This window comes from Myroides profundi, assembly GCF_000833025.1.
GTDB classification, from domain to species: Bacteria; Bacteroidota; Bacteroidia; order Flavobacteriales; family Flavobacteriaceae; genus Flavobacterium; species Flavobacterium profundi_A.
The window spans coordinates 3140533-3162358 of sequence record NZ_CP010817.1; the positions used below are offsets into that span (position 1 = coordinate 3140533).

The following is a 21826-nucleotide window of genomic DNA, read 5'->3' on the forward strand; positions in this document are numbered from 1 at the left end:
ATATAAGAAAGACTGGTAGTACTACCAGTCTTTTTTTCTTTATTTTTGCTTTTTACATTATAACAAATATGAACGAATACTTTAAGAAGATACTTCACTTTGGTAAGCCATATAAGACCTATGCTTACTTAAACGTTTTTTTTAATATACTATACGCTTTATTCAGTGCACTATCTTTTGTGGCATTGATCCCGATGTTGACAGTACTTTTTGGTGATGCCAAAAAAGTTACAGAGAAACCTATCTATACAGGTATAGGACATATCAAGAATTACTTAGAAGACTATATGTCTTACTTCATCACGCAGTATACTGCAGAGCATGGAGCTCAAGATACCTTGATGGTAATGGCTGCTGTAATTATCTCGTTGTTTTTACTAAAAAACTTATTTAACTATTGGGCGATGTACTTTATTACCTTCCTAAGAAATGGGGTATTAAAAGATATTCGTAATGCAATGTATAAAAAGTCATTAGAATTACCTCTATCGTTCTTCTCTGAAAAAAGAAAAGGGGATGTGATCTCTCGAATCACTTCAGATGTACTAGAGATACAACACTCTTTCTTATCTATCTTAGAAGTAGTGGTAAGAGAACCTCTGACTATCGTATTTACTATTGTAGCTATGTTTGCAATCAGTACTGAACTAACTTTATTCGTATTTATATTTGTTCCTATCTCAGGTGTGATCATTTCTAAAGTAGGTAAGACCTTAAAGAAAAGTTCACAAAAAGCTTCTGAAGAACAAGGGTACTTCTTATCTATTATAGAAGAATCTCTATCTGGGCTAAAAGTGATCAAAAGCTTTAATTCAGAAAAAAACTTCAATAAAAAGTTTCAAGACTCTACACATAGTTTCTATGAACTAAACAATACTATCCTTAACCGTCAGAACTTATCTTCTCCACTTAGTGAATTCTTAGGTATCGTGACTATCGCTGTATTATTAGTATACGGTGGTCATCTAGTACTAGGTGAAGGTACACTGACAGGGGCTGCATTTATTGCTTATATCGGTATGGCTTATAATATCCTTACACCTGCTAAGGCTATGTCTAAGGCTTCATACTCATTAAAACGTGGTAATGCTGCTGCAGAGCGTGTGTTACAGGTGTTAGAAGAAAATAACCCTATCGAAAGCAAAGAAAATGCAATAGCGAAGTCTAGCTTCGAGGATAAAATAGAGGTAGATAATATCTCGTTTAAATACGAAGAAGAGTACGTATTAAAAGACTTTACCCTTACAGTACCAAAAGGAAAATCTGTAGCTCTAGTAGGTCAGTCTGGTAGTGGTAAGAGTACGATAGCAAACTTATTGACTCGATTCTGGGATATCAATGAAGGAGCAATTAAAATAGATAACGAAGATATTCGTAACTTAGAGCTGAGCGATCTACGTGATCTTATTGGACTAGTAACTCAGGATAGTATCTTATTCAATGATACGATCAAGAACAATCTTAAACTAGGTAAAGAAGATGCTACAGATGAAGAAATCATGCAAGCACTTAAAATAGCTAATGCGTATGAGTTCGTAAAAGATCTACCTCATGGTATAGATACCAATATCGGTGATGCTGGAAATAAATTATCTGGAGGACAGAAACAACGTCTGTCTATCGCAAGAGCAGTACTTAAGAATCCTCCAATCATGATATTAGACGAAGCAACGTCTGCATTAGATACAGAAAGCGAAAAACTAGTACAGGTTGCCTTAGATAATATGATGCAAAATAGAACATCTATTATCATAGCACACCGTTTATCTACAATCCAAAAAGCAGACTTAATCGTAGTCATGCAAAAAGGTAAAATAGTAGAACAAGGTACTCATGAAGAGCTAATCCAGTTAAATGGTACTTACTCTAAATTAGTTTCACTACAATCATTAGAATAAATGTATAAAGACGGTAAAAATATAACACTCCCTAGCGATCCGAATACTGTTGTATGGAAGTACTTAGACTTATCTAAGTTTTTAGATTTATTACTGTCTAATAAACTATTCATGTCTAGATCTGACAAATTTGAAGATCAGTATGAAGGGACATTTAGCGAGCCAACTTTTGAAGAGATAAAAAGAATCAGTCAAGACAATCCTGATTTCTTACATCACTATAAACAGAAAAGAAAGAATATAGTCATCAGTAGTTGGCATCTTAATGAATGTGAGTCTTTCGCAATGTGGCAAATATTCACCAAAAACAAAGAAGGTATCGCTATTCAATCTACTCTAGAACGACTGCAAAAAGCGGTCTCTGTAGAAAACCGAATAGACCAATACATCGGAGAAGTAAACTATATCGATTACAAAAGAGAGTTTATTCCTTTTGACGATGAGTTCTTCCCATTCTTGTTCAAAAGACAAAGTTTTCAATACGAAAAAGAGGTTCGTATTATCTCAGATGTTAGCCCTCTGAGTATCGAAGTCAATGAGGGTATTAAAATACATGTGGATATCGAACAATTAATAGAAAAAATTTATATTCATCCTAAGTCGGAGAATTGGTACAAAAACTTAGTATTAGAGCTAATGCATAAGTTAAACTTCAAATTTCATGTGGAGAAATCTGACTTAGAAAGTGATATATTAATCTAAAAAACTATGGAAGCAATGAACACTAACCAGGTTATCGTATCTATATTAGATAACGATTTCTATAAGTTTACGATGCAGTACGCTGCTATAAAACAATTCCCTTATGCTAAAGCGTCCTATATCTTTATCAATAGAGGACAACATAAATACCCCCCAGGTTTTGCTGAAGCACTGCGCTCTGCCGTAGACGAAATGGCAAAACTAAAACTAACAAAAGCAGAGAAGATATTCTTAGAAAAGACTTGTCCTTACTTAGACCCTACTTATCTTGACTTCTTACAAGGGTATCACTATGATCCATCAGAAATAGAAATATCACAAGATGGACCAGACCTAGAAGTACATATCAAAGGATATTGGTATAGATCTATCTTATGGGAAGTACCTCTTATGTCTATTATCTGTGAGCTATATTATAAAATGACTAATTCTGAAAGAGACTCTTCTGAAAAGGTTATTGCAAATACGCGTAACAAAATAGAGAAATACAAAGAATTAGGGATTACTATTGCTGAATTTGGTACTAGAAGAAGACACTCTTATGCAGTACACCAATTAGTGGTAGACACCTTAAAGCAATATGGTGATGGCAGCTTCATCGGGACGAGTAATGTACACTTAGCAATGAAGTATAACACTAAACCAATCGGAACACATGCACACGAATGGTTTATGTTCCACGCAGCTAAGTATGGTTTTAAAATGGCGAACTCAATGGGATTAGAACATTGGGTAGATACTTATAGAGGAGATCTAGGAATCGCATTAACGGATACATATACAAGTAAAGTTTTCTTTGAACAGTTTGATAAGAAATTTGCTAAGCTATTTGACGGGGTTAGACATGACAGTGGGGATCCACTAGACTTCGCTGATCAAGTCATCGCGCATTACAAATCATTAAATATAGATCCTACTCAGAAGACAATTATCTTCTCTGATGGATTAAATCCTGAAAAAGTAGAGCGTATCGCTAATCACTGCAAAGGAAGAATAGGAATGTCATTTGGTATCGGTACAGACTTTACTAATGATGTGGGGCTAGACGCTATGAATATCGTAATCAAGATGTCTCAAGCTCTTCCAGAGGGAGGATATTGGACTGATGTAGTGAAATTATCTGATGAGCCTAAAAAGCATACAGGAACTCCTGAGATGATAGAATTAGCACAGAGATTATTAGAGATTCCTGTTTCTAAATAAAAGTGATTTAAACCACACTTTTTTATAAATATTATCACTTTTGTAATATTTAAAAGACTATTTTTGCAATAAATTAAATTTAAGAATAATGGCAACGAACAGAACTTTTACAATGATTAAACCTGATGCTGTAGAAGCAGGTAATATCGGTGGAATCATCAACATGATTACTGAAGGAGGATTTAAAATCGTTTCAATGAAGTTAACTCAATTAACTGTAAGAGACGCTCAAAAATTCTATGAAGTACACAGTGAAAGACCTTTCTACGGAGAATTAGTTGAATTCATGTCTAGAGGTCCAATCGTAGCAGCTATCTTAGAAAAAGAGAACGCTGTAGAAGATTTCAGAAAATTAATCGGTGCTACTAACCCAGCTGAAGCTGCTGAAGGTACTATCCGTAAAAAATATGCAAAATCAATCGGTGAAAACGCAGTACACGGATCTGATAGCGACGAGAACGCTGCTATCGAGTCTGCTTTCCACTTCTCAGGAAGAGAGCAATTCTAAGAATTTGCAATAGATTATTTGCACCCAAAAAGAAAGCCAACTGATATCAGTTGGCTTTTTCTATTTATAAGCACTTATTCTTATCTATTAAAAGATACTAAGGTTTAATTCATTTACTAGATCTAAGATCATGTGATATCCTACTACAGAGTTACCTTGTGTATCTAATCCTGGGCTGAAAGTCCCTATCCCTATTCTATTCGGCACAGAAACAACAATACCTCCTCCTACTCCAGACTTACTAGGCAAACCTACTGTACGAGCATACTCTCCACTAAACTCATACATCCCTGCGATTAACATCTGTGACTGTACTAACTTAGACATCTCCGAGTTTTTATACTTCGTATCTCCATCAAAACGAGTACATTGATTAGCAAAGAAATAACCAATCTTAGCTAAATCTTCTGCTGTAACCTCTATAGAACATTGTTTAAAATAATTGTCTAATCTATTCTCTTCTCCTTCGATCAAGCCATTATTCTTTAATAAATGGAATATACCTCTGTTTCTATGTCCTGTTTCTCTCTCAGACATATATACAGAGTGACTATAACCTATCTCTTCATTCTTCGTGATATAACGAACCATGTCTAAGATCTTCTGAAATGCTTCATCATTATCTCCACCTAATAAAGCAGTAGTAAGTATAGCACCAGCATTCATTAAAGGATTTAGAGGCTTTCCTTTAGTCTCTAAGTTAGCATAATGATTAAAAGGCTTATCTGTTCCATAATACCCTGCTTTAGAAAACACCTCTTTCTCTCCTAACTCCTCTACTGCTACCATCAGAGCTATTACTTTAGAAATACTCTGAATCGTAAACTTCTGTGATACATCCCCTACATTAACAACTTCTCCATTCTGCTTTACTACAGAAAATGCGATAGCGCTGGCATTAACCTTGCTCAGTTCGGGGATATAGTCTGCGACTTTTCCTTCTCCTACATGTATTCTATTTTTCTCTAAAATACGTTCTAACATCTCATTGGTAATTAGATTGGTATTATCACCATTTCTAATTATCTTCTTAGCATAAGCAGTTCCTCCAAAAGAAACTAAACATGCTACAACCCAGCTTAGGATAATGTTACTTACACTATTCTTCTTCATGTTATTAATCTAGTTTATTGAATATTCTTCTTTCTTATTATTTTGCCTGTTTCTGTCTCTACGAACTTAGAAACAAACTGTACTTCACGAGGTTTCTCGTATTTACCAAGCTCCGCATATATATCATCAGGTAAAGTATACTGCTCACTTTCAATAACTAACACTAGTTTATTACCTAAGTAAGTATCTTCTTTACTCGCCACAAAGAAACGATAAGGAATCCTCATTGACAACTTTTCTTCTATTTGCTCTGGAAAAAGTTTTACTCCACCACTATTAATGACATTATCTACCCTGCCTAACCACTTAAATTCCTTATTATTAATAATTTCCACTAAATCATTAGTAATAACTAACTCTGGATTAACAGTCGGTGCTGAGATCACTAAACACCCTCTATCATCTTGACTAACTGTCGCATGAGAAAGCACTGAGAAAGATGCTACACCTACACGTTTAGCAGCTATATGAGTGATTGTTTCGGTCATACCGTAAGTCTCATATACTTTAGTAGTAACTTGTTTTAACTTATCTGCTAAACTCTGGTTCACTTTTGCACCACCTATAATAAGAGTTTTTACCTTTTTTAATTCCTCTATTGAGTTCTCTACCTGCATAGGCACCATTGCTACAAAGTCATATAACTTTGTATTCTGCTCTAATGGTCTTGCAGTAGGTTCTTTAACATCTAAAGACCAACCAATAATTAAAGATCTAATAAACATAAGTTTCCCACCTACAAACTTCGTAGACATGCACAAAAGAGCAGTGCTACTTGTAGTTATTTCAAAAAAAGAAGCAGTCGCTTTAGCCGAACAGATCATAGCTTCTTTCTTTAAATGTATAATCTTAGGAGGTCCTGTAGTACCTGACGTAGTCAAACTTACATAATCATTCGTATTAAACCATTCTATAATAAGCCTTCCTAAATCAACCAAATATTCTTGAGTTCCTAGTTCCCACTCTTTAGCTAGTGCAATCAACTCTTCAATCGTATAAGAGTTACCATTCAATCTAAAGTTGGGATGTATATAATTTAATTCCATAATTTGTTCTTTTATCTTACTCTACCAAATAACTGATGTTTCCAATTCTTCCACTTATACTTTCTAGCAAAGACTAAAATCATTAGAGGTAATACAATGCCGACTTGGATAATGTATTCCCACGGAGAGATAACACTTTCTGAATTAATATTGGTAAAAATAGAGTTTGTCTGAAAAGCCGTCCAATCAGAAGTAACTAATAGTACTCCTATTAAGTTATTCGCAGCATGGAAGCCTAAGGCTAATTCTACACCATCATCCATTAAGGTGATGATTCCAAGAAAGAACCCTGTCCCTATATAATAAATCATAATGGAGAATCCTATCTTCTCTACCTCAGGATTAGCTAAATGCATTAAACCAAATAAAATAGAGGTTGTAAACAAAGCTACTGCTCTACTGCGAGTAGCTAGACCTATTCCTTGCATTAAATAAGAGCGCATAAAGTATTCTTCAAAACTAGTTTGTAAAGGGATTAAAACAATCGCAAACAAGAAGAATACTAAAAAAGGCCACAACTTAAACGAAAAGACATAGTCTTCTGGAGAAGTTATATATCCATAGATAAAGAAAGCTATAATCACAAAACTCCATAAAGAAAAAGCAAATAACACTCTCTTCCAATCTACCTTAGCCCTAGAGGTAGTAAGGCTTAGCAAGCTCTGCTTATGAACTACTAATACCCAGGCTATTAGAAACACAAGCATGAATACTAATGGCCCTATAGTTATCAAAAAATTGATATTTTTACCAAATTTATCAATATTCATTTTTATGATTTCGTTAGTAGATACGGCTGAATATCTTAAAGAAATCCAATTCAGGAACATAATCCCTAAAAAAAATAACGAAAAAGGTAAATAATACCAAAGTTTCTGACTTTTGTTTATTCTCAATAACTGTTCAATAATTCCCATATCTCAAAAAATGTACTATATTTGGTATAAAATTCCTTATTTATGATCACAATTTACCACAATCCGCGTTGTAGCAAATCACGCGAAAGTATTGCTTTCATGGAAGAGCAAGGCGTAGCATACAAAATTATAAAATATTTGGATGCAGACCTTACTGAAAATGATGTAAAGACGATACTAACAAAACTCAATTACAATCCAATTGATTTAGTTCGTACAAAAGATGCATTTTGGAAAGATACTTTTGGAAGTAATACATTGAGCGATGACGAGATAATCGAAGCTATGGTTTTAAACCCAAAGCTTATTGAAAGACCTATTGTAGTTAATGGCCCTAAAGCTGTTATTGCAAGACCTACAGAAAAGATTCATGAAATCCTGTAAGTTTAATTAACAATTTATTAACTATTCAGTTTTTAAACCTTCGCCACAAATTATAGTCTAATAGTTATAAAACTAACGACTATAATGAAAAGATTAAAAACTACAAAAGTTCTCCTAATGCTGTTAACTCTAATGTTTGGGGTAACAGCATTAGCACAGAACTCTAAAAAAAGTACTGTAATAGGTACTGTAGTAGAAGCTGCTACAAATCTTCCTTTAGAATATGCGAGTGTATTCGCACAAAATGAGAACAATGCTAATATTGTCTCAGGAGGTATGACCGACTCAAAAGGGCAATACTCTTTTGAAGTACCTGATGGGTCATACTTAATTCGTATAGAATACTTAGGTTTTAAAACTATTGAACTACGCAAAGTAGCTGTAAATGGAAATACCAATATAGGTATTAAGAAAGTTACAGATGACAATCAAATGCTAGACGAAGTAATGGTCATTGCCGAAAAATCTACTGTGGATATTAAACTTGACAAAAAAGTTTATAATGTAGGTGAAGATATGATTGTAAAAGGAGGTACTGCAGGAGATGTGTTAGACAACGTTCCTTCAGTAACTGTAGATAGCGAAGGTGCTGTTAGTTTACGTGGTAACGAGAATGTAAAAGTACTTATCGATGGAAAACCTACTGGCCTTGCTAATAATATCCAAGAAGCAATGCGTATTCTATCTGCTGAATCAATTGAGAAAGTAGAAGTAATTACTAATCCATCAGCAAGATATGAAGCTGAAGGTGGGGCTGGTATTATTAATATCGTACTTAAAAAAGGTAAATCACAAGGTATCAATGGTAATATCACTGGTACTATAGGAGATCCTCGTAACTATGAGCTTAATAGTAATGTGAATATCCGTGGAGAGAAATATAACTTCTATACTACCTTATCTTATAGAGATACTAAAACAAAAGGATATGGGCGAAACAACAACCAATATCTAGATAGTGATGGTAATCCTATACAATACATCGATGAGTATAAAGACAACAATAGAGAAAGACAAGGCTACAATGGTATGTTTGGTCTTGACTATTATATCACTCCTTCTCTAACTTGGTCTAATAGTGTGAATGTACGTAGAAGTAATGGTACTTCTCCTAACTCTGTTGATTACCAATATTACGATGGTAACCACAACTTAGACTATAATAGATATAGAGAAGAAAGACGTAAGTCAAACTATAACAGTGTAGAATATACAACGTCATTTGAAAAGAAATTCGCTAAAGAAGATCATAAGTTAACAGTAGAAGCTAGTATCTCTAAAGACACTAGTGATGATGATGCTAATATCTCTGATATTAATGATAAGCATAACATAATGACTTACGAAAGAACTCTAAGTGATGATAAATATAAGTCAGGACTAGTAAAAGTAGACTACACATTACCATTAGGAGAAAGTGGAAGCTTTGAAGCTGGTTACTTAGGGACATTTAAGACTACTACTAATAACTTTGGTCTTTATAACTTAACAAATAACCAATGGGTTAATAACTCTAAAGTTTCTAATGTACTAGAATATAAAGAACAGGTTAATGCGTTCTACGCTCAATACGGAAACAAAATAACTGACAAACTTAATTATATGATTGGGTTCCGTTGGGAAAAAAGTAATATTGATGTAAACCAATTAACTAGCAAAGATTACAACAATAAGAAATACGATGACTTTTTCCCTAGTTTATTCTTAAACTATGAATTAGATGAATCTAGTAACGTAAGTATTAGTTATAGTAAACGTATTATGCGTCCTAGAGGGCATTTCTTAAACCCTTTCTCTAATTATACAAGTGACATCAACTTCTTTCAAGGAAACCCTGATTTAAACCCTGCTAAAACAAATGCATTTGATTTAGGATATTTAAAGAGATGGAGTGGCTTTACGCTTAGTGCATCTGCATACTTAAATAAAACTGATGATACGTTCCAATTCGTAAGAAGAGAAGCGGGTACAAATGCGAGTGGCACAACTATTATTGTTAGTTCACCAATTAACTTAGCTACAGAATACAGATATGGATTTGATTTTACCTTAAACTATACTCCATTTAAATGGTGGAAATTAAATGGTAACTTTAACTTCTTTAGAACAGAAACAAAAGGAGACTATAGTTTCACTAAACTAGATGGAACAGTAGAAACTCAAAACTTTGATCAAAACTCTTATGCTTGGTTTACTAGATTATCATCTAAGATATCATTGCCTTATAAAATAGATTGGCAAGTAAATGGAATGTATAGAGCACCTTATGATACGTCACAAGGAAAAGCATTAGGAAACTTATCAGCTAATACTTCTATAAGCAAGGATATCCTAAAAGATAAAGCTACCATTACATTAAACGTGAGTGACATCTTCAATTCTAGAAAAAGAGAATCTGACACATACTTACCAACATCTATTTCACACAGTGAAATGCAGTGGAGAGGTAGACAAGTAAACTTATCATTTACTTATCGTTTTAACCAAACTAAAATGGACAGACAGAAACAACAAAGAAATGCTGGTGGTGGTGAAGAACAAGGAGAAGGAGAAATGATGTAATCAAACAAAGAAACCTTTACTAAACTATTATAAATTTATTATTTGTTAGGGGACTACCATTAGGTAGTCCCTTTTTTTGTTCCCTTATTTTTCGAATCTATCAACCCTCATAAATAGGCATAAAAAAAGAGTCATAATACATATTATGACTCTTTATTTCTTAAACCAAATACTAGATCTGATTTTCTTCTAATTGCTCTCTTTTAGCTTTCTTCTCTTTTATTAGTTCTCTAGCTCCACCTACTGCCCAGTAAGATACGAAACCAACTAAGAACATCATAAGCCAAAATGCCATAGTAACTACAGTCATGGCAACGATGAAACCTAAATACTGTTGAAATTCAAACATGTTTTCTCCGGATTAATTTTTGTATATACGCTGTAAATATACTCACTTTTATTTTTTCTACCTAGTCTACCTTAACTTTTAATCTTTCTTTAGAATGAAACTAAATAATTCTCCTTACCTTTAGGGTACAATCATTCTAAATAAATTAATAATGGAATACAGAATAGAAAAAGACACTATAGGAGAGATAAAAGTTGCTAAAGACAAATATTGGGGAGCACAAACTGAACGCTCTAAAAACAACTTTAAAATAGGTCCTGAAGCATCTATGCCACACGAAATCATAGAAGCTTTTGCTTATCTTAAAAAAGCAGCAGCTTTTACGAATGCTGATTTAAATGTTCTACCTTCAGAAAAAAGAGATCATATCGCTAAAGTATGTGACGAAATACTAGAAGGCAAACTAGACGCTCATTTCCCTTTAGTTATTTGGCAAACAGGTTCTGGTACACAGTCTAACATGAATGTGAATGAAGTAATTGCTAATAGAGCTCAAGTATTAGCTGGTCTTCAAATAGGTGAAGATGAACCAGTGCTTAAAGCAAATGATGATGTAAACAAATCTCAATCCTCTAATGACACCTACCCTACTGCAATGCACATTGCTGCTTATAAAGCTGTCGTAGAATATACTATCCCAGGTGTAACCGCATTGAGAAACACATTAGATAAGAAAGCTAAAGATCTAAAAGATGTAGTAAAAATAGGACGTACACATCTTATGGATGCTACTCCTCTTACACTAGGTCAAGAAATATCAGGTTACGTAGCACAGTTAGATTATGGATTAAAAGCATTAAATCACACTTTACCTCATCTTGCTGAATTAGCTCTAGGAGGTACTGCTGTAGGTACAGGATTAAATACCCCTAAAGGATATGATGTAAAAGTAGCAGAGTATATCGCTAAGTTTACAAAGCTACCTTTTGTAACTGCTCCAAACAAATTTGAAGCTTTAGCGGCCCATGATGCAATTGTGGAAACGCATGGAGCATTAAAACAACTTGCTGTTTCTCTTTATAAAATAGCTAATGATATCAGACTACTAGCTTCTGGACCGCGTTCTGGAATTGGCGAAATCATTATTCCTGCAAATGAACCAGGATCTTCTATCATGCCTGGTAAAGTAAACCCTACACAATGTGAAGCACTTACTATGGTAGCTGCACAGGTGATAGGTAATGATACAACAATATCTTTTGCTGGTACACAAGGCCATTTTGAACTAAATGTGTTCAAACCTGTGATGGCAGCCAACTTCTTACAGTCTGCTAGACTGATAGGAGAAGCTTGTATCTCTTTTGATGAGCATTGTGCACAAGGAATTGAAGCAAACGACAAACGTATTAAAGAATTATTAGATAGCTCATTAATGCTAGTAACGGCTTTAAATACTAAAATTGGTTATTACAAAGCAGCTGAAATAGCGCAAACTGCTCATGCTAATGGTACAACGCTAAAAGAAGAAGCTGTTCGATTAGGATATGTTACACCTGAAGATTTTGACAAATGGGTTGACCCTAAGTTAATGATTGGGAATATCGAAGATTAAAACATACTGAATCTTAAATAGAAAAGCCAATAGCATATGATATGTTATTGGCTTTTTACCTTTTAAACAGTTCTCTTCAGATAACAATTCTTAAATACATACTTTATCTATTTTAGAAGTTAAAATAACTGCGATAATTATCTAAATCTTTATCTCCTCTTCCTGATAAATTGATTACAACAATATCCTCTGGTTTAAATTTGCGTTGTTCTAATACTGCTAAAGCATGAGAACTTTCTATCGCAGGGATAATTCCTTCTACTTTACACAAGGCTAGCCCAGCTGTCATTGCTTCATCATCTTTAATAGCATAAAACTCTGCTCTTCCCAATTCTTTCATATGTGCATACAGTGGCCCAAAACCAGGATAATCTAAACCTGCTGATACTGAATATGCTTCTAGAGGCTCTCCATTTTCATCTTGCATAAACAACGTTTTACTTCCGTGTAACACTCCTTCTTTTCCTACAAAAGAAGTAGCCGCTGTTTTTGGACTATCAGCTCCTTCTCCTCCACCTTCAGCTACAATTAACTTCACTTGTTCATCTTCTAAGAAATGGTAAAAAGCTCCTACTGCATTACTACCTCCACCAACACAAGCTACTATATAATCAGGTTCTTCTCTTCCTTCTTTTGCTAATAGTTGTTTTCTAATTTCTTTAGATATAATAGATTGGAATCTACTCACCATATCAGGATAAGGGTGTGGGCCTACTGCTGATCCTATCAAATAGAATGTATCATCAGGATTCTCTATCCAGTATAGTAAAGCCTCATCTACAGCCTCTTTTAATGTCTTTGCACCAGACTCTGCTGCTCTAACCTCAGCACCTAGCATTTTCATACGTACTACGTTAGGCGCTTGTCTTTCTATATCTAACGCCCCCATATATACGATACACTCCATTCCCATAAGTGCACATACTGTAGCTGTAGCTACTCCATGTTGACCTGCTCCTGTTTCTGCTACTATTTTATTCTTTCCTAAGCGTTTTGCTAATAATATCTGACCGATAGTGTTATTAATCTTATGAGCTCCTGTATGACATAGATCTTCTCTCTTTAAATACACTTTAGTATTATACTTCTCTGATAACCCCTTTGCAAAATATAACGGAGTAGGACGACCTACATAATCTTCTAATAACTGATTCATTTCTTGTTGAAAATCCTCTTGTTCAATAATGGAGATATACTCTCTCTGTAATTGACCAATAATTGGAGCTAATGCTTCAGGGATAAATGCTCCTCCATAATTCCCATAATAACCGTCTTGATTAACTTGATATTTCATTTTATATATTGTTTTAAATTTTACTTTCGATAAGGCACAAAAAAAAGAGGCTTGTCGTTTGACAAGCCTCTTCTAGGTATTATATATTATTTCTCTTAATTCATATATACATAGCAAGGACTGCTCACGACATTCGACGTAAGTTTAGTCCACCACCAAGTATTTGTTAGAATTAAATTCATTTCGTTTTTCTACTTATTGAATTGCAAATGTAAAAACTTATTTTCAATAAACAATAAAAAAAGGATACCATTTTTTAAATGATATCCTTTAAGCTTTTCTTTTCTAAAGAGTTATAATACTACTACAGCATCTTTCTCAGCTGTAATATCAGATACATCGTATCCACTAAAACTTTTTAGATATGTACGTATCGAAGTACCGTATCCATCTTGGAAACCGTTTGCTCCGTTACTATTCAAGAATTTCTTTACAGAACCTGCTCCACCTAAGTGAGCTGCTGCTAAGATTCCTGACTCTGTAATTGCAATTCCTCCGATGCGTTTACCATCAAATTTTTCAATCTCTTTTCTCAAGATCCATTTGTTTTTCGCAACCAAAGCATCAAAAGCTTTCTCTTGCATTAGTGGATCATGTAAAAAATTAGTCGTATCCGTTACTCCTATTGAACGTAATGCCACTTTACCAAACTGGTATTTGCCCATGTAACCATATGAATTTACTATTCTGTACAATCCATAAGATTCGCGTACTGCCAATGCCTGTTTAAAACCGACATAAGTCTTTCCGATAAATGGTATTGCTAATAACTCTCCTGACTCTTCCTTAGCCAAATCGCTGTATGGAAAATCATAAGATAGGGGACCTTCAGGAACTATTTTATACTCCTCTAAAAGCATAGTTTCATACTGTTTAAAACCTGAAACTCCTACCCCTGTTAATAGGACAATACCAATAAAAAAAGAACATTTTTTTCTCATTAAAACTAATTTCTCAAGCCCTGTCACCACTTGAAATTTCTGTTTGCAAAGTTACTTCATTTTTCACATTCTCCTATTTTTTTAATATCACTTTTCAAATTTTAACATCCAAAAACAAAACAAACAACTAAAAACCAATGACTTAAAAAATAAATAATTAACTTTTTCAATCTTGTTTGTTTCATAAATAAATCATAAATTAAAAGAGCTCACATCACTAAAATAGGCTGCTAAACGAAAAAAAAGGTACAATATTGCTCAATATTGTACCTTTTTTATTTTTATTAATTATGGTGCTTTTTATTCTTCCATTTTAGAAGAAAGTTCAAACCATTTCTCTTCTCTATCCTCTAATTCTGCTAGTACTTTCTGAAGTTCATTTGCTTTAGATTCGATCTCATCATCTCCTACTTTTCCATCAGAAAATAATTTCTCTATTTCCACCTTCTTTTGCTCCAAATTAGCAATCTCTCTTTCTATTTTTTGAAACTCTTTTTGCTCTTGAAAAGTCAATCCTTTTTTAACTTGACTTTCCTTCCAGTTTACCTTCTCTTTTGCTGATTCTTCTTTTACTGGTTCTATACTATCTTCATACGTTCTAAAGTCAGAATAGTTACCTGGGAAATCTTCTATTTCTCCCTCTCCTCTAAATACGAATAGATGATCTACAATCTTATCCATAAAGTATCTATCGTGAGAAACTACCACTAAACAACCTGGATAGTCTAATAAGAAGCTTTCTAAGACATTTAAAGTAACGATATCCAAATCATTCGTAGGCTCATCTAGAATCAAGAAATTAGGGTTCTGAATCAATACTGTACATAAATAAAGACGTTTTAGCTCTCCTCCACTTAATTTCTCTACGAAGTCATGTTGTTTCTTTCTATCAAACAAGAAACGCTCTAGAAGCTGTCCTGCTGATATAGATCTACCTTTCGCCAATGGAATATACTCACCGAACTCTTTAATCACATCGATTACCTTTTGTTCTGGTTTTATATTAATCCCTCCTTGTGTATAATATCCTATTTTTATAGTTTCTCCTACTACTACTTTACCAGCATCTGGTAGTATACCTTGAGTAAGGATATTTAAGAAAGTAGACTTTCCACTACCATTCTTTCCGATAATACCAATACGCTCACCTTTATTGAAATTATAACTAAAGTCATTTAAGATGACCTTATCCTTAAATTTCTTATGTAGTTTATGAAGCTCCACGATCTTACTACCGATACGCTCCATATTAATCTCTAACTCTACTTGATGTTCGCGTCTTCTACTATGTGCTTTTTCTTTAATCACATAGAAGTCATCAATACGAGACTTAGACTTAGTCGTACGTGCCTTAGGCTGTCTTCTCATCCAAGACAACTCTTTTACAAACAAGTTCTGCGCCTTGTCTATACTTGCATTCTCTATCGCTAGACGTTCCTCTTTTTTCTCTAAATAATAAGAGTAGTTTCCTTTATACTGATAGATCTTACCATTATCTAGTTCAATAATTTCATTACAAACCCTTTCTAAAAAGAAACGGTCGTGCGTCACCATAAACAACGTAATATTTTCCTTAGCGAAGTAATTCTCTAACCATTCGATCATCTCTAGATCTAAGTGGTTAGTAGGCTCATCTAGGATTAACAAATCTGGTCTATTAATTAAGATAATAGCCAATGCTAACCTTTTGCGTTGTCCTCCTGATAATGTTTTTACTTTTATCTTCAGATCTTCTAACTTCAGCTTAAACAAGATTTGTTTATACTGTGTCTCAAAATCCCAAGCATTATGAGCATCCATCTTCTCGAATGCCTTCTGATAAGCATCTGCATCTTCTGGATTTTCTAATGCTTTTTCGTATTCTTCTATGATTTTTAAAGTATCATTGTCTGAAGCAAAAATACTTTCTTCTATTGTCAATTCATCTTGCAGTGCAGGCTCCTGAGGCAAAAAGGCCATACGGATACCTTTGCGCATGACTACTTGTCCTGCATCTGGAAAGTCTTCTCCTGTCAGGATTTTTAAAATGGTTGTTTTACCTGTTCCATTCTTTGCTACGAAAGCAATCTTCTGATCTTTATTAATCCCAAATGATACATCCTCGAACAATGTTCTCGCACCAAAGGATTTCGCTATATTCTCAACCGATAAATAATTCACAATCTAATATTTTTTTACAAAAATAGCCTTTATTTTATTATATTCCTTGTACTCTGATTACGACGTATTCTGACACAGTACCTATTCTATATCTACCTCCCCATATTCCTACACCAGAACTGACATAGATATGTGTATCCTCTTTCTTTAGATACCCATGCGAATTCTCAAATAAGCGATCTGTTATCCACGACACAGGCCACATCTGTCCTCTATGCGTATGTCCAGAACACTGTAGATCCACTCTATTATTCACAGCATTTTCTAAAGCATAAGGCTGATGATCTAATAAAATATTCAGTTTATCTTCCTCTATCCCCTTCATCAGTTCACCTAACTCTTTACGATGTCGATTCGTCTTATCATCTCGTCCTATCAGATTCACGTTTATATCTTCTAGTACCTTTACCTGATCGCGTAATATATTTATACCTGCTGACTTTAAAAACGTAATACTTCCCTCTACTCCAGCTAGATATTCATGATTACCTAGACACGCATACGTACCATACTCACTCTTAAACTTCTTTAACACCTCATCTAACTTATAATATTGTAACGGTATCAGACTTACATCTATCACATCTCCTGCTATCAGCACAGCATCAGCATGCTCAGCATTGACAGTATCTACCCATTTATTTAACTCCTTATGTTCTATAGCATATCCAAGATGCAAATCTGTCAACAAGACAAAACGTAGTTCTTTAGGCAACTTTTTATTCACCTTTATCACTACTTCTTTTCTCTTCTTTTTAAGATAAGTAATATGTCCTATAAACGCAATTATTAGTGTCAACAGTATCAACAGAGAACCACGGGCAGAAGAGTAATGATCATAGATAAATAAGGTAGACTGCTGTGTAAAATGATTAATCAATGCTCCTATATCAAAAAGTAAACACAGCATAAAAGCGTATATACTTAACATAAGCCACCCCGTACCTATTCTATAGAAGTATGATGCTAGGTATACAGGCATTCTCTTCCCTACACCATAGAATATAAGTATGCTTAATGACATCGTCAATGCTATAGCACCGAACAACACCTTTATACTAAAATCACTATCTCTAACTAATGCACTATAATTAAAAAACACATATACATTAGACAGCATATACATAATGAATATGCCTAAAAAAAGAAATCTCTTCATTGATTACTTTAAAACATTTTTTAATACTATTCTTACTACTGTCCCCTCACTATCGTGTTTGATAATCAAATCTTCATCTAGATAAGATTGGATTAGCGAAATTCTCTCTTTCACGATTGCCATACCTTTAGATTCATGTTTCTTATTATTCACAGTAGTATCTCCTACTCCATTATCCTTTATCTCTATGACTAAATACTCTTCTTCTGTTTTATAAATACAAATCACAATACGAGGACTCTTTATATGCTGAGGAAAAGCATGTACTAAACTATTCTCTACGAAAGGCTGTAGTAATAAAGGAGGAACTAATATACCTCTTAGATCTACTCCCTTTGCATCTATCTCGAAACTCACCCTTCCATCTAATCGCATATTTTCAATCTCGACATATGTACTCAGGTACTCACATTCTTCTTTTAAGGTAATGCGTTCTCTGGTAGACATATCTAGTGTTGTTCTTATTAATTGAGCAAAACGCTCTAAATAAAAGAGTGCGTCATCTACCTCTTCTTTTATAATATAGTACTGAATAGAACTCAATACATTAAATATAAAATGAGAATTCATTTGACTACGTACAGACTGTAGTTTCACCTCTGCTAATCTTTTTTGATATTCTAACTTTTTGCGCTCTGCTATTTGAACTTTCCTCAACTGTTTAAATCTAAACAAATAGAACAAAGAAGATATCGCTAATAGCAGAAATGCACATAAGATAATAAACCAAGCCTTTGCATAAAACGGTTTATCTACCTCTACGAATAAGAGAGGATATATTAACTCATTTCCGCTATCATAGTCATATACCTTAATATCTATAGGATAAGAACCCGACTCTAGATAGTGTAGGTCTAATCTATTCTCTTTTACACTGATCCAATTCTCTCCTAACTTTAAACGGTACTGAAACTCTAACTTACCCGGAAACTTTGTTCCTAGTACCTCAAAGCCTATCTGAATATTGTTTTCTCTACTATCTAGTTCTAGTTTTCGTATATGATGATACACCTCACCATTTCTTTCTAATTCATGTCCATTGATCGTAATATCTGAAATATTGACTTCGTATTGAACATGTCTTCTTTTAAAATAGGTAATATCCAGAGTATACACTCCATCTACTGTTCCTATAAATAGTAAGTTATCCTTAAGCTCATAAGATAGGATCTCATCATTGCCAAAACCTTGTTCTTTATCAAAATGAAACTTATCCTTACCATCTATAACGGTTAGTCCTTTACTAGTCCCTATTAATATTCTTTGTCCTATACATTTTAATAAGGTTATATTAGCCCCTGTGATATCTTTATTAGAAATAAAGTCTTTCACCATATACTTCCCACTCTGCGTCTCTAGTATATAAATATCATTAAAGTCCGTAGCTACATAAAGTGTATTATTAGCTCCTCTCTCTATCTTCTTTAATCTATTCTCAGGAAACAAATTTCGCTTAGACAAGGACATAAAGTTCTTTCCATCGAAAGTATACAATCCATCTAGAGCTCCTGCCAAAAACATCTTGTCCCCTACATATTCTATATCTACAATATCTCTCGGTATATCATCACTATCTACCCTAAAGTGGTACTGATAGTCCATCTTATTCAAGTCCTGATATACCCTTATTCCTCCAAAAGGATTAGTCTCAATAAATCGGTTTTGATAATAACCAAACTGGTAGGTATGAATAGAATGATAGGATAAAATATACCCGTTATACCCGATCTGAAATACTCCTATATTACTACTAACCCAAATCGCACCATTATACTCTACTGCGGAGTAGAATATAATCTTATCCGCAGGCACCGTATAATCAATCTCAAAAAAGTGATTGGTTTTCGTGGTTATAGCTAAATGTTTGCGATAATGCTGTTCTTGATAATGCTTAAATGCTGATAGAGGTATAGTTCCTACTTCCTCATCTTTATTCTGTATCAGCACTCCTTTTTGAGTAAAGAAGAACACTCTGTCTTTCAACTTTTTTATAACAGACACTCCCCCGTGTGAGCTATCATAACTCAGAGGAGAGAATAAATCAATCTGAAACACTCCCTGAGATTTAGTCCCTATATATAAGAAGTCATTCTTTTCATCATATCCCACAGAATAGAAGTCCGTAGAAGATACTCCTAAGTACTCTGTGATATTATCTAATGAGACTCCATCCCATCTATACAGTCTTCCATTATTATCATCTACTCCACCGCTGACGATATACAACTGATTATTGGCTTTCTTTATATCCTTGACTGGTGGAATATCATACTTGGCTATCACTTTTTTAGTAGACAAGTCTTTGACTACTAAACCATCCTCACCTCCGATAAATACTTTATCATCAAAACCTATAGCAGCAAATATTCTTCCCTCTTTTTCTACTAGAACTAACTCATTATTTACTAGCTTAAATATTCCATCATTAATCGTAGCTACATACACCTCTCCTCGATATTCAAAGAAATCACTCACCTCAAATGGGTGATGCTTATTCGTAACAAAACTAGGAGTAATAACCGTAAAATCTTTCTTTGAGATCAGAGATACCCCATCAGAGGTAGCTACATAGATATAGTCACCATTGTGATATAATCGTCTTATTCTATTAGAAATAAGCCCTTGCTGTACACTGATGATGCGTACCTCACCTTTACCTCTATATAAGACACCTTGCCCATAACTCCCTACCCAGATACCTTGCTTATCATCCTCTATGATATCTGTTATATTAGTATATCGATATCGAGCAGCGTCCTCATTGGCTTTTACTAATCCTTGTATTTTTTGTGCTAGACCAGATCGAGATCCTATCCATACTATTCCCTTAGAATCCACACAGAGCGCACGTACATCATTAGCCATCAGACCATTCTCTATGGTATACTGCTTCGTGATAATCCCCTGTCCGAATCCTATAAAATAAAAGAATACAAAAAATACAGTTAGTAAATATCTCATATATTAAGGCTATTAAGCTCCTTCATCATAGCAGAAGCCACCGTAATCACATTATCTACCTCTTCATGATTCACTACCATTTGTTCTTTAAAACAAATTACATTCGTATCCTTATCGATATAATCGATATGATCTACATTCACTAAATAGGAACGGTTTACCCGCTTAAAATTTTTGTGTTTTATTTTATCTTCTACGTTCTTTAATGTCTTAGACACTAAATATTTCTGATCTTTTAAATAAATCTCACAGTAGTTATCCGCAGCTTTACAGTACACGATATCCTCTACTCGTACGATATAGCGCTTCTGATTATTCTTTATTATTTTATAGAAATAATGATATCCCTCTAGCTCTTTATACTTATCGAATACGTTCTGTACATCCTGTATCCCTATCGGCTTCAGTATATACTTCAGACAGTCATATTTATTAATAGCCTCTATAGCATACTGGTCATACGCTGTAGTAAACACCACCTCAAAAGTACTTTGATCAACATAATTAAATAGTTCAAACCCATCCTCTTCAGGCATATGAATATCTAAGAATACAATATCAGGCAAAATAGCATTAACTTCTTTTACTGCTTCTTGTACAGAATGGGCAGTATGTACGACTATTCGTTCGTGGTATACTACTTTTTTCTCTATAATCGTTTTAAGTACTTCAGCTACTTTAGGTTCATCATCTACAACTAAAACAACTAGTTCATTCATCATGTTAATAAGGTATTTATTTTTATAATAATGGTGGTATACGCAAAAATAAACAATACATCCGTATACCCACTACATCTACTGATATAAATAGACAATAATATTCATCCTACTTATCACAGTTCTCTTAGCTTCTAACCCGTAAGATATATTCAAAATAACTAGCTTACTTTTTTCTTTTTTAGCTAATATATAGACTTATAAATACTAAAAAAGTCACTTCTATATCTCTTTTTTCCTCCTTCTCCCCCAAAAAACCTCCTAAACAGAACAATTAATAAAAAAACTAACTCATTTTTTTTATAACCCAAAAACAATCAAAACACTAAATATCAACACATTAAATACAAAACACCTA

The 21826-nt window shown here is 33.9% G+C and carries 17 protein-coding genes; 7 read left to right on the top strand and 10 right to left on the bottom strand.

The features are described from left to right. Positions 1-68: 68 nt before the first annotated feature. The 4 genes from MPR_RS13735 to MPR_RS13750 all read left to right on the top strand — a co-directional run bounded on the left by MPR_RS13735 (position 69) and on the right by MPR_RS13750 (position 4311). On the top strand, positions 69-1898 hold the full coding sequence (locus tag MPR_RS13735; protein WP_041893468.1) for an ABC transporter ATP-binding protein: 1830 nt from the start codon (positions 69-71) through the stop codon (positions 1896-1898). Further along, positions 1899-2600, top strand: a complete 702-nt coding sequence (locus MPR_RS13740; protein ID WP_041893469.1) for a DUF2971 domain-containing protein — start codon at positions 1899-1901, stop codon at positions 2598-2600. It abuts the gene before it with no gap. A gap of 15 nt (positions 2601-2615) precedes the next feature. After that, entirely contained in the window at positions 2616-3803 is a 1188-nt protein-coding gene (gene pncB, locus MPR_RS13745; protein WP_041895556.1) for a nicotinate phosphoribosyltransferase, read from the top strand. An 88-nt stretch (positions 3804-3891) separates the two neighbouring features. Beyond that, a complete protein-coding gene (locus tag MPR_RS13750) occupies positions 3892-4311 on the top strand; it encodes a nucleoside-diphosphate kinase (RefSeq protein WP_006258715.1) in 420 nt (139 codons plus the stop codon). An 87-nt stretch (positions 4312-4398) separates the two neighbouring features. Here the strand turns inward: MPR_RS13750 and glsA are convergent, their stop codons facing one another. From glsA to MPR_RS13765, 3 genes are read right to left on the bottom strand one after another with little or no spacing between them, the layout of a single operon-like run. Then, the gene (glsA, locus tag MPR_RS13755) at positions 4399-5424 is read right to left on the bottom strand and encodes a glutaminase A (protein ID WP_041893470.1); all 1026 of its coding nucleotides are present in this window, start codon (positions 5422-5424) and stop codon (positions 4399-4401) included. A 14-nt stretch (positions 5425-5438) separates the two neighbouring features. After that, positions 5439-6470: an AMP-binding protein gene (locus tag MPR_RS13760; RefSeq protein WP_041893473.1), complete on the bottom strand. Its 1032-nt coding sequence runs from the start codon at positions 6468-6470 to the stop codon at positions 5439-5441. A gap of 11 nt (positions 6471-6481) precedes the next feature. Continuing rightward, complete coding sequence (locus MPR_RS13765) at positions 6482-7387, bottom strand: CPBP family intramembrane glutamic endopeptidase (protein ID WP_041893474.1); 906 nt, start codon at positions 7385-7387, stop codon at positions 6482-6484. Positions 7388-7429: 42 nt separating this feature from the next. Here MPR_RS13765 and arsC point away from each other — a divergent pair, with 42 nt between their 5' ends. Then, a complete protein-coding gene (gene arsC / locus MPR_RS13770) occupies positions 7430-7771 on the top strand; it encodes an arsenate reductase (glutaredoxin) (protein WP_006258722.1) in 342 nt (113 codons plus the stop codon). 84 nt (positions 7772-7855) lie between these two features. Continuing rightward, the gene (locus tag MPR_RS13775) at positions 7856-10333 is read left to right on the top strand and encodes a TonB-dependent receptor (protein WP_041893478.1); all 2478 of its coding nucleotides are present in this window, start codon (positions 7856-7858) and stop codon (positions 10331-10333) included. A gap of 172 nt (positions 10334-10505) precedes the next feature. Here the strand turns inward: MPR_RS13775 and MPR_RS18775 are convergent, their stop codons facing one another. Continuing rightward, complete coding sequence (locus MPR_RS18775; RefSeq protein WP_167541467.1) at positions 10506-10682, bottom strand: hypothetical protein; 177 nt, start codon at positions 10680-10682, stop codon at positions 10506-10508. Between the two features lie 151 nt (positions 10683-10833). Here MPR_RS18775 and fumC point away from each other — a divergent pair, with 151 nt between their 5' ends. Beyond that, the gene (gene fumC, locus MPR_RS13780) at positions 10834-12234 is read left to right on the top strand and encodes a class II fumarate hydratase (protein ID WP_041893480.1); all 1401 of its coding nucleotides are present in this window, start codon (positions 10834-10836) and stop codon (positions 12232-12234) included. Positions 12235-12346: 112 nt separating this feature from the next. Here fumC and trpB read toward each other — a convergent pair whose 3' ends face one another. The 6 genes from trpB to MPR_RS13810 all read right to left on the bottom strand — a co-directional run bounded on the left by trpB (position 12347) and on the right by MPR_RS13810 (position 21471). Then, complete coding sequence (gene trpB, locus MPR_RS13785) at positions 12347-13528, bottom strand: tryptophan synthase subunit beta (RefSeq protein WP_041893483.1); 1182 nt, start codon at positions 13526-13528, stop codon at positions 12347-12349. Positions 13529-13821: 293 nt separating this feature from the next. Continuing rightward, positions 13822-14469, bottom strand: coding sequence for a peptidoglycan-binding protein LysM (locus MPR_RS13790; protein WP_175469360.1), 648 nt, complete (start codon positions 14467-14469; stop codon positions 13822-13824). Between the two features lie 300 nt (positions 14470-14769). Continuing rightward, a complete protein-coding gene (abc-f, locus tag MPR_RS13795) occupies positions 14770-16629 on the bottom strand; it encodes a ribosomal protection-like ABC-F family protein (protein ID WP_041893488.1) in 1860 nt (619 codons plus the stop codon). Positions 16630-16666: 37 nt separating this feature from the next. Then, positions 16667-17788: a metallophosphoesterase gene (locus MPR_RS13800; RefSeq protein WP_041893491.1), complete on the bottom strand. Its 1122-nt coding sequence runs from the start codon at positions 17786-17788 to the stop codon at positions 16667-16669. 3 nt (positions 17789-17791) lie between these two features. Next, the gene (locus MPR_RS13805; protein ID WP_041893493.1) at positions 17792-20749 is read right to left on the bottom strand and encodes a sensor histidine kinase; all 2958 of its coding nucleotides are present in this window, start codon (positions 20747-20749) and stop codon (positions 17792-17794) included. Next, positions 20746-21471 (bottom strand): LytR/AlgR family response regulator transcription factor, encoded by a 726-nt coding sequence (locus MPR_RS13810; protein WP_041893495.1) that lies wholly within the window; start codon positions 21469-21471, stop codon positions 20746-20748. The genes MPR_RS13805 and MPR_RS13810 overlap by 4 nt, the downstream gene beginning before the upstream one ends. Positions 21472-21826: the final 355 nt, after the last annotated feature.

Bases quoted from the DNA above. Each gene is read 5' to 3' on its own strand.
- MPR_RS13735 (WP_041893468.1), top strand. From the start codon at position 69: ATGAACGAATACTTTAAGAAGATACTTCACTTTGGTAAGCCATATAAG.
- MPR_RS13740 (WP_041893469.1), top strand. From the start codon at position 1,899: ATGTATAAAGACGGTAAAAATATAACACTCCCTAGCGATCCGAATACT.
- pncB (WP_041895556.1), top strand. From the start codon at position 2,616: ATGAACACTAACCAGGTTATCGTATCTATATTAGATAACGATTTCTAT.
- MPR_RS13750 (WP_006258715.1), top strand. From the start codon at position 3,892: ATGGCAACGAACAGAACTTTTACAATGATTAAACCTGATGCTGTAGAA.
- glsA (WP_041893470.1), bottom strand. From the start codon at position 5,424: ATGAAGAAGAATAGTGTAAGTAACATTATCCTAAGCTGGGTTGTAGCA.
- MPR_RS13760 (WP_041893473.1), bottom strand. From the start codon at position 6,470: ATGGAATTAAATTATATACATCCCAACTTTAGATTGAATGGTAACTCT.
- MPR_RS13765 (WP_041893474.1), bottom strand. From the start codon at position 7,387: ATGGGAATTATTGAACAGTTATTGAGAATAAACAAAAGTCAGAAACTT.
- arsC (WP_006258722.1), top strand. From the start codon at position 7,430: ATGATCACAATTTACCACAATCCGCGTTGTAGCAAATCACGCGAAAGT.
- MPR_RS13775 (WP_041893478.1), top strand. From the start codon at position 7,856: ATGAAAAGATTAAAAACTACAAAAGTTCTCCTAATGCTGTTAACTCTA.
- MPR_RS18775 (WP_167541467.1), bottom strand. From the start codon at position 10,682: ATGTTTGAATTTCAACAGTATTTAGGTTTCATCGTTGCCATGACTGTA.
- fumC (WP_041893480.1), top strand. From the start codon at position 10,834: ATGGAATACAGAATAGAAAAAGACACTATAGGAGAGATAAAAGTTGCT.
- trpB (WP_041893483.1), bottom strand. From the start codon at position 13,528: ATGAAATATCAAGTTAATCAAGACGGTTATTATGGGAATTATGGAGGA.
- MPR_RS13790 (WP_175469360.1), bottom strand. From the start codon at position 14,469: ATGAGAAAAAAATGTTCTTTTTTTATTGGTATTGTCCTATTAACAGGG.
- MPR_RS13800 (WP_041893491.1), bottom strand. From the start codon at position 17,788: ATGAAGAGATTTCTTTTTTTAGGCATATTCATTATGTATATGCTGTCT.
- MPR_RS13805 (WP_041893493.1), bottom strand. From the start codon at position 20,749: ATGAGATATTTACTAACTGTATTTTTTGTATTCTTTTATTTTATAGGA.
- MPR_RS13810 (WP_041893495.1), bottom strand. From the start codon at position 21,471: ATGATGAATGAACTAGTTGTTTTAGTTGTAGATGATGAACCTAAAGTA.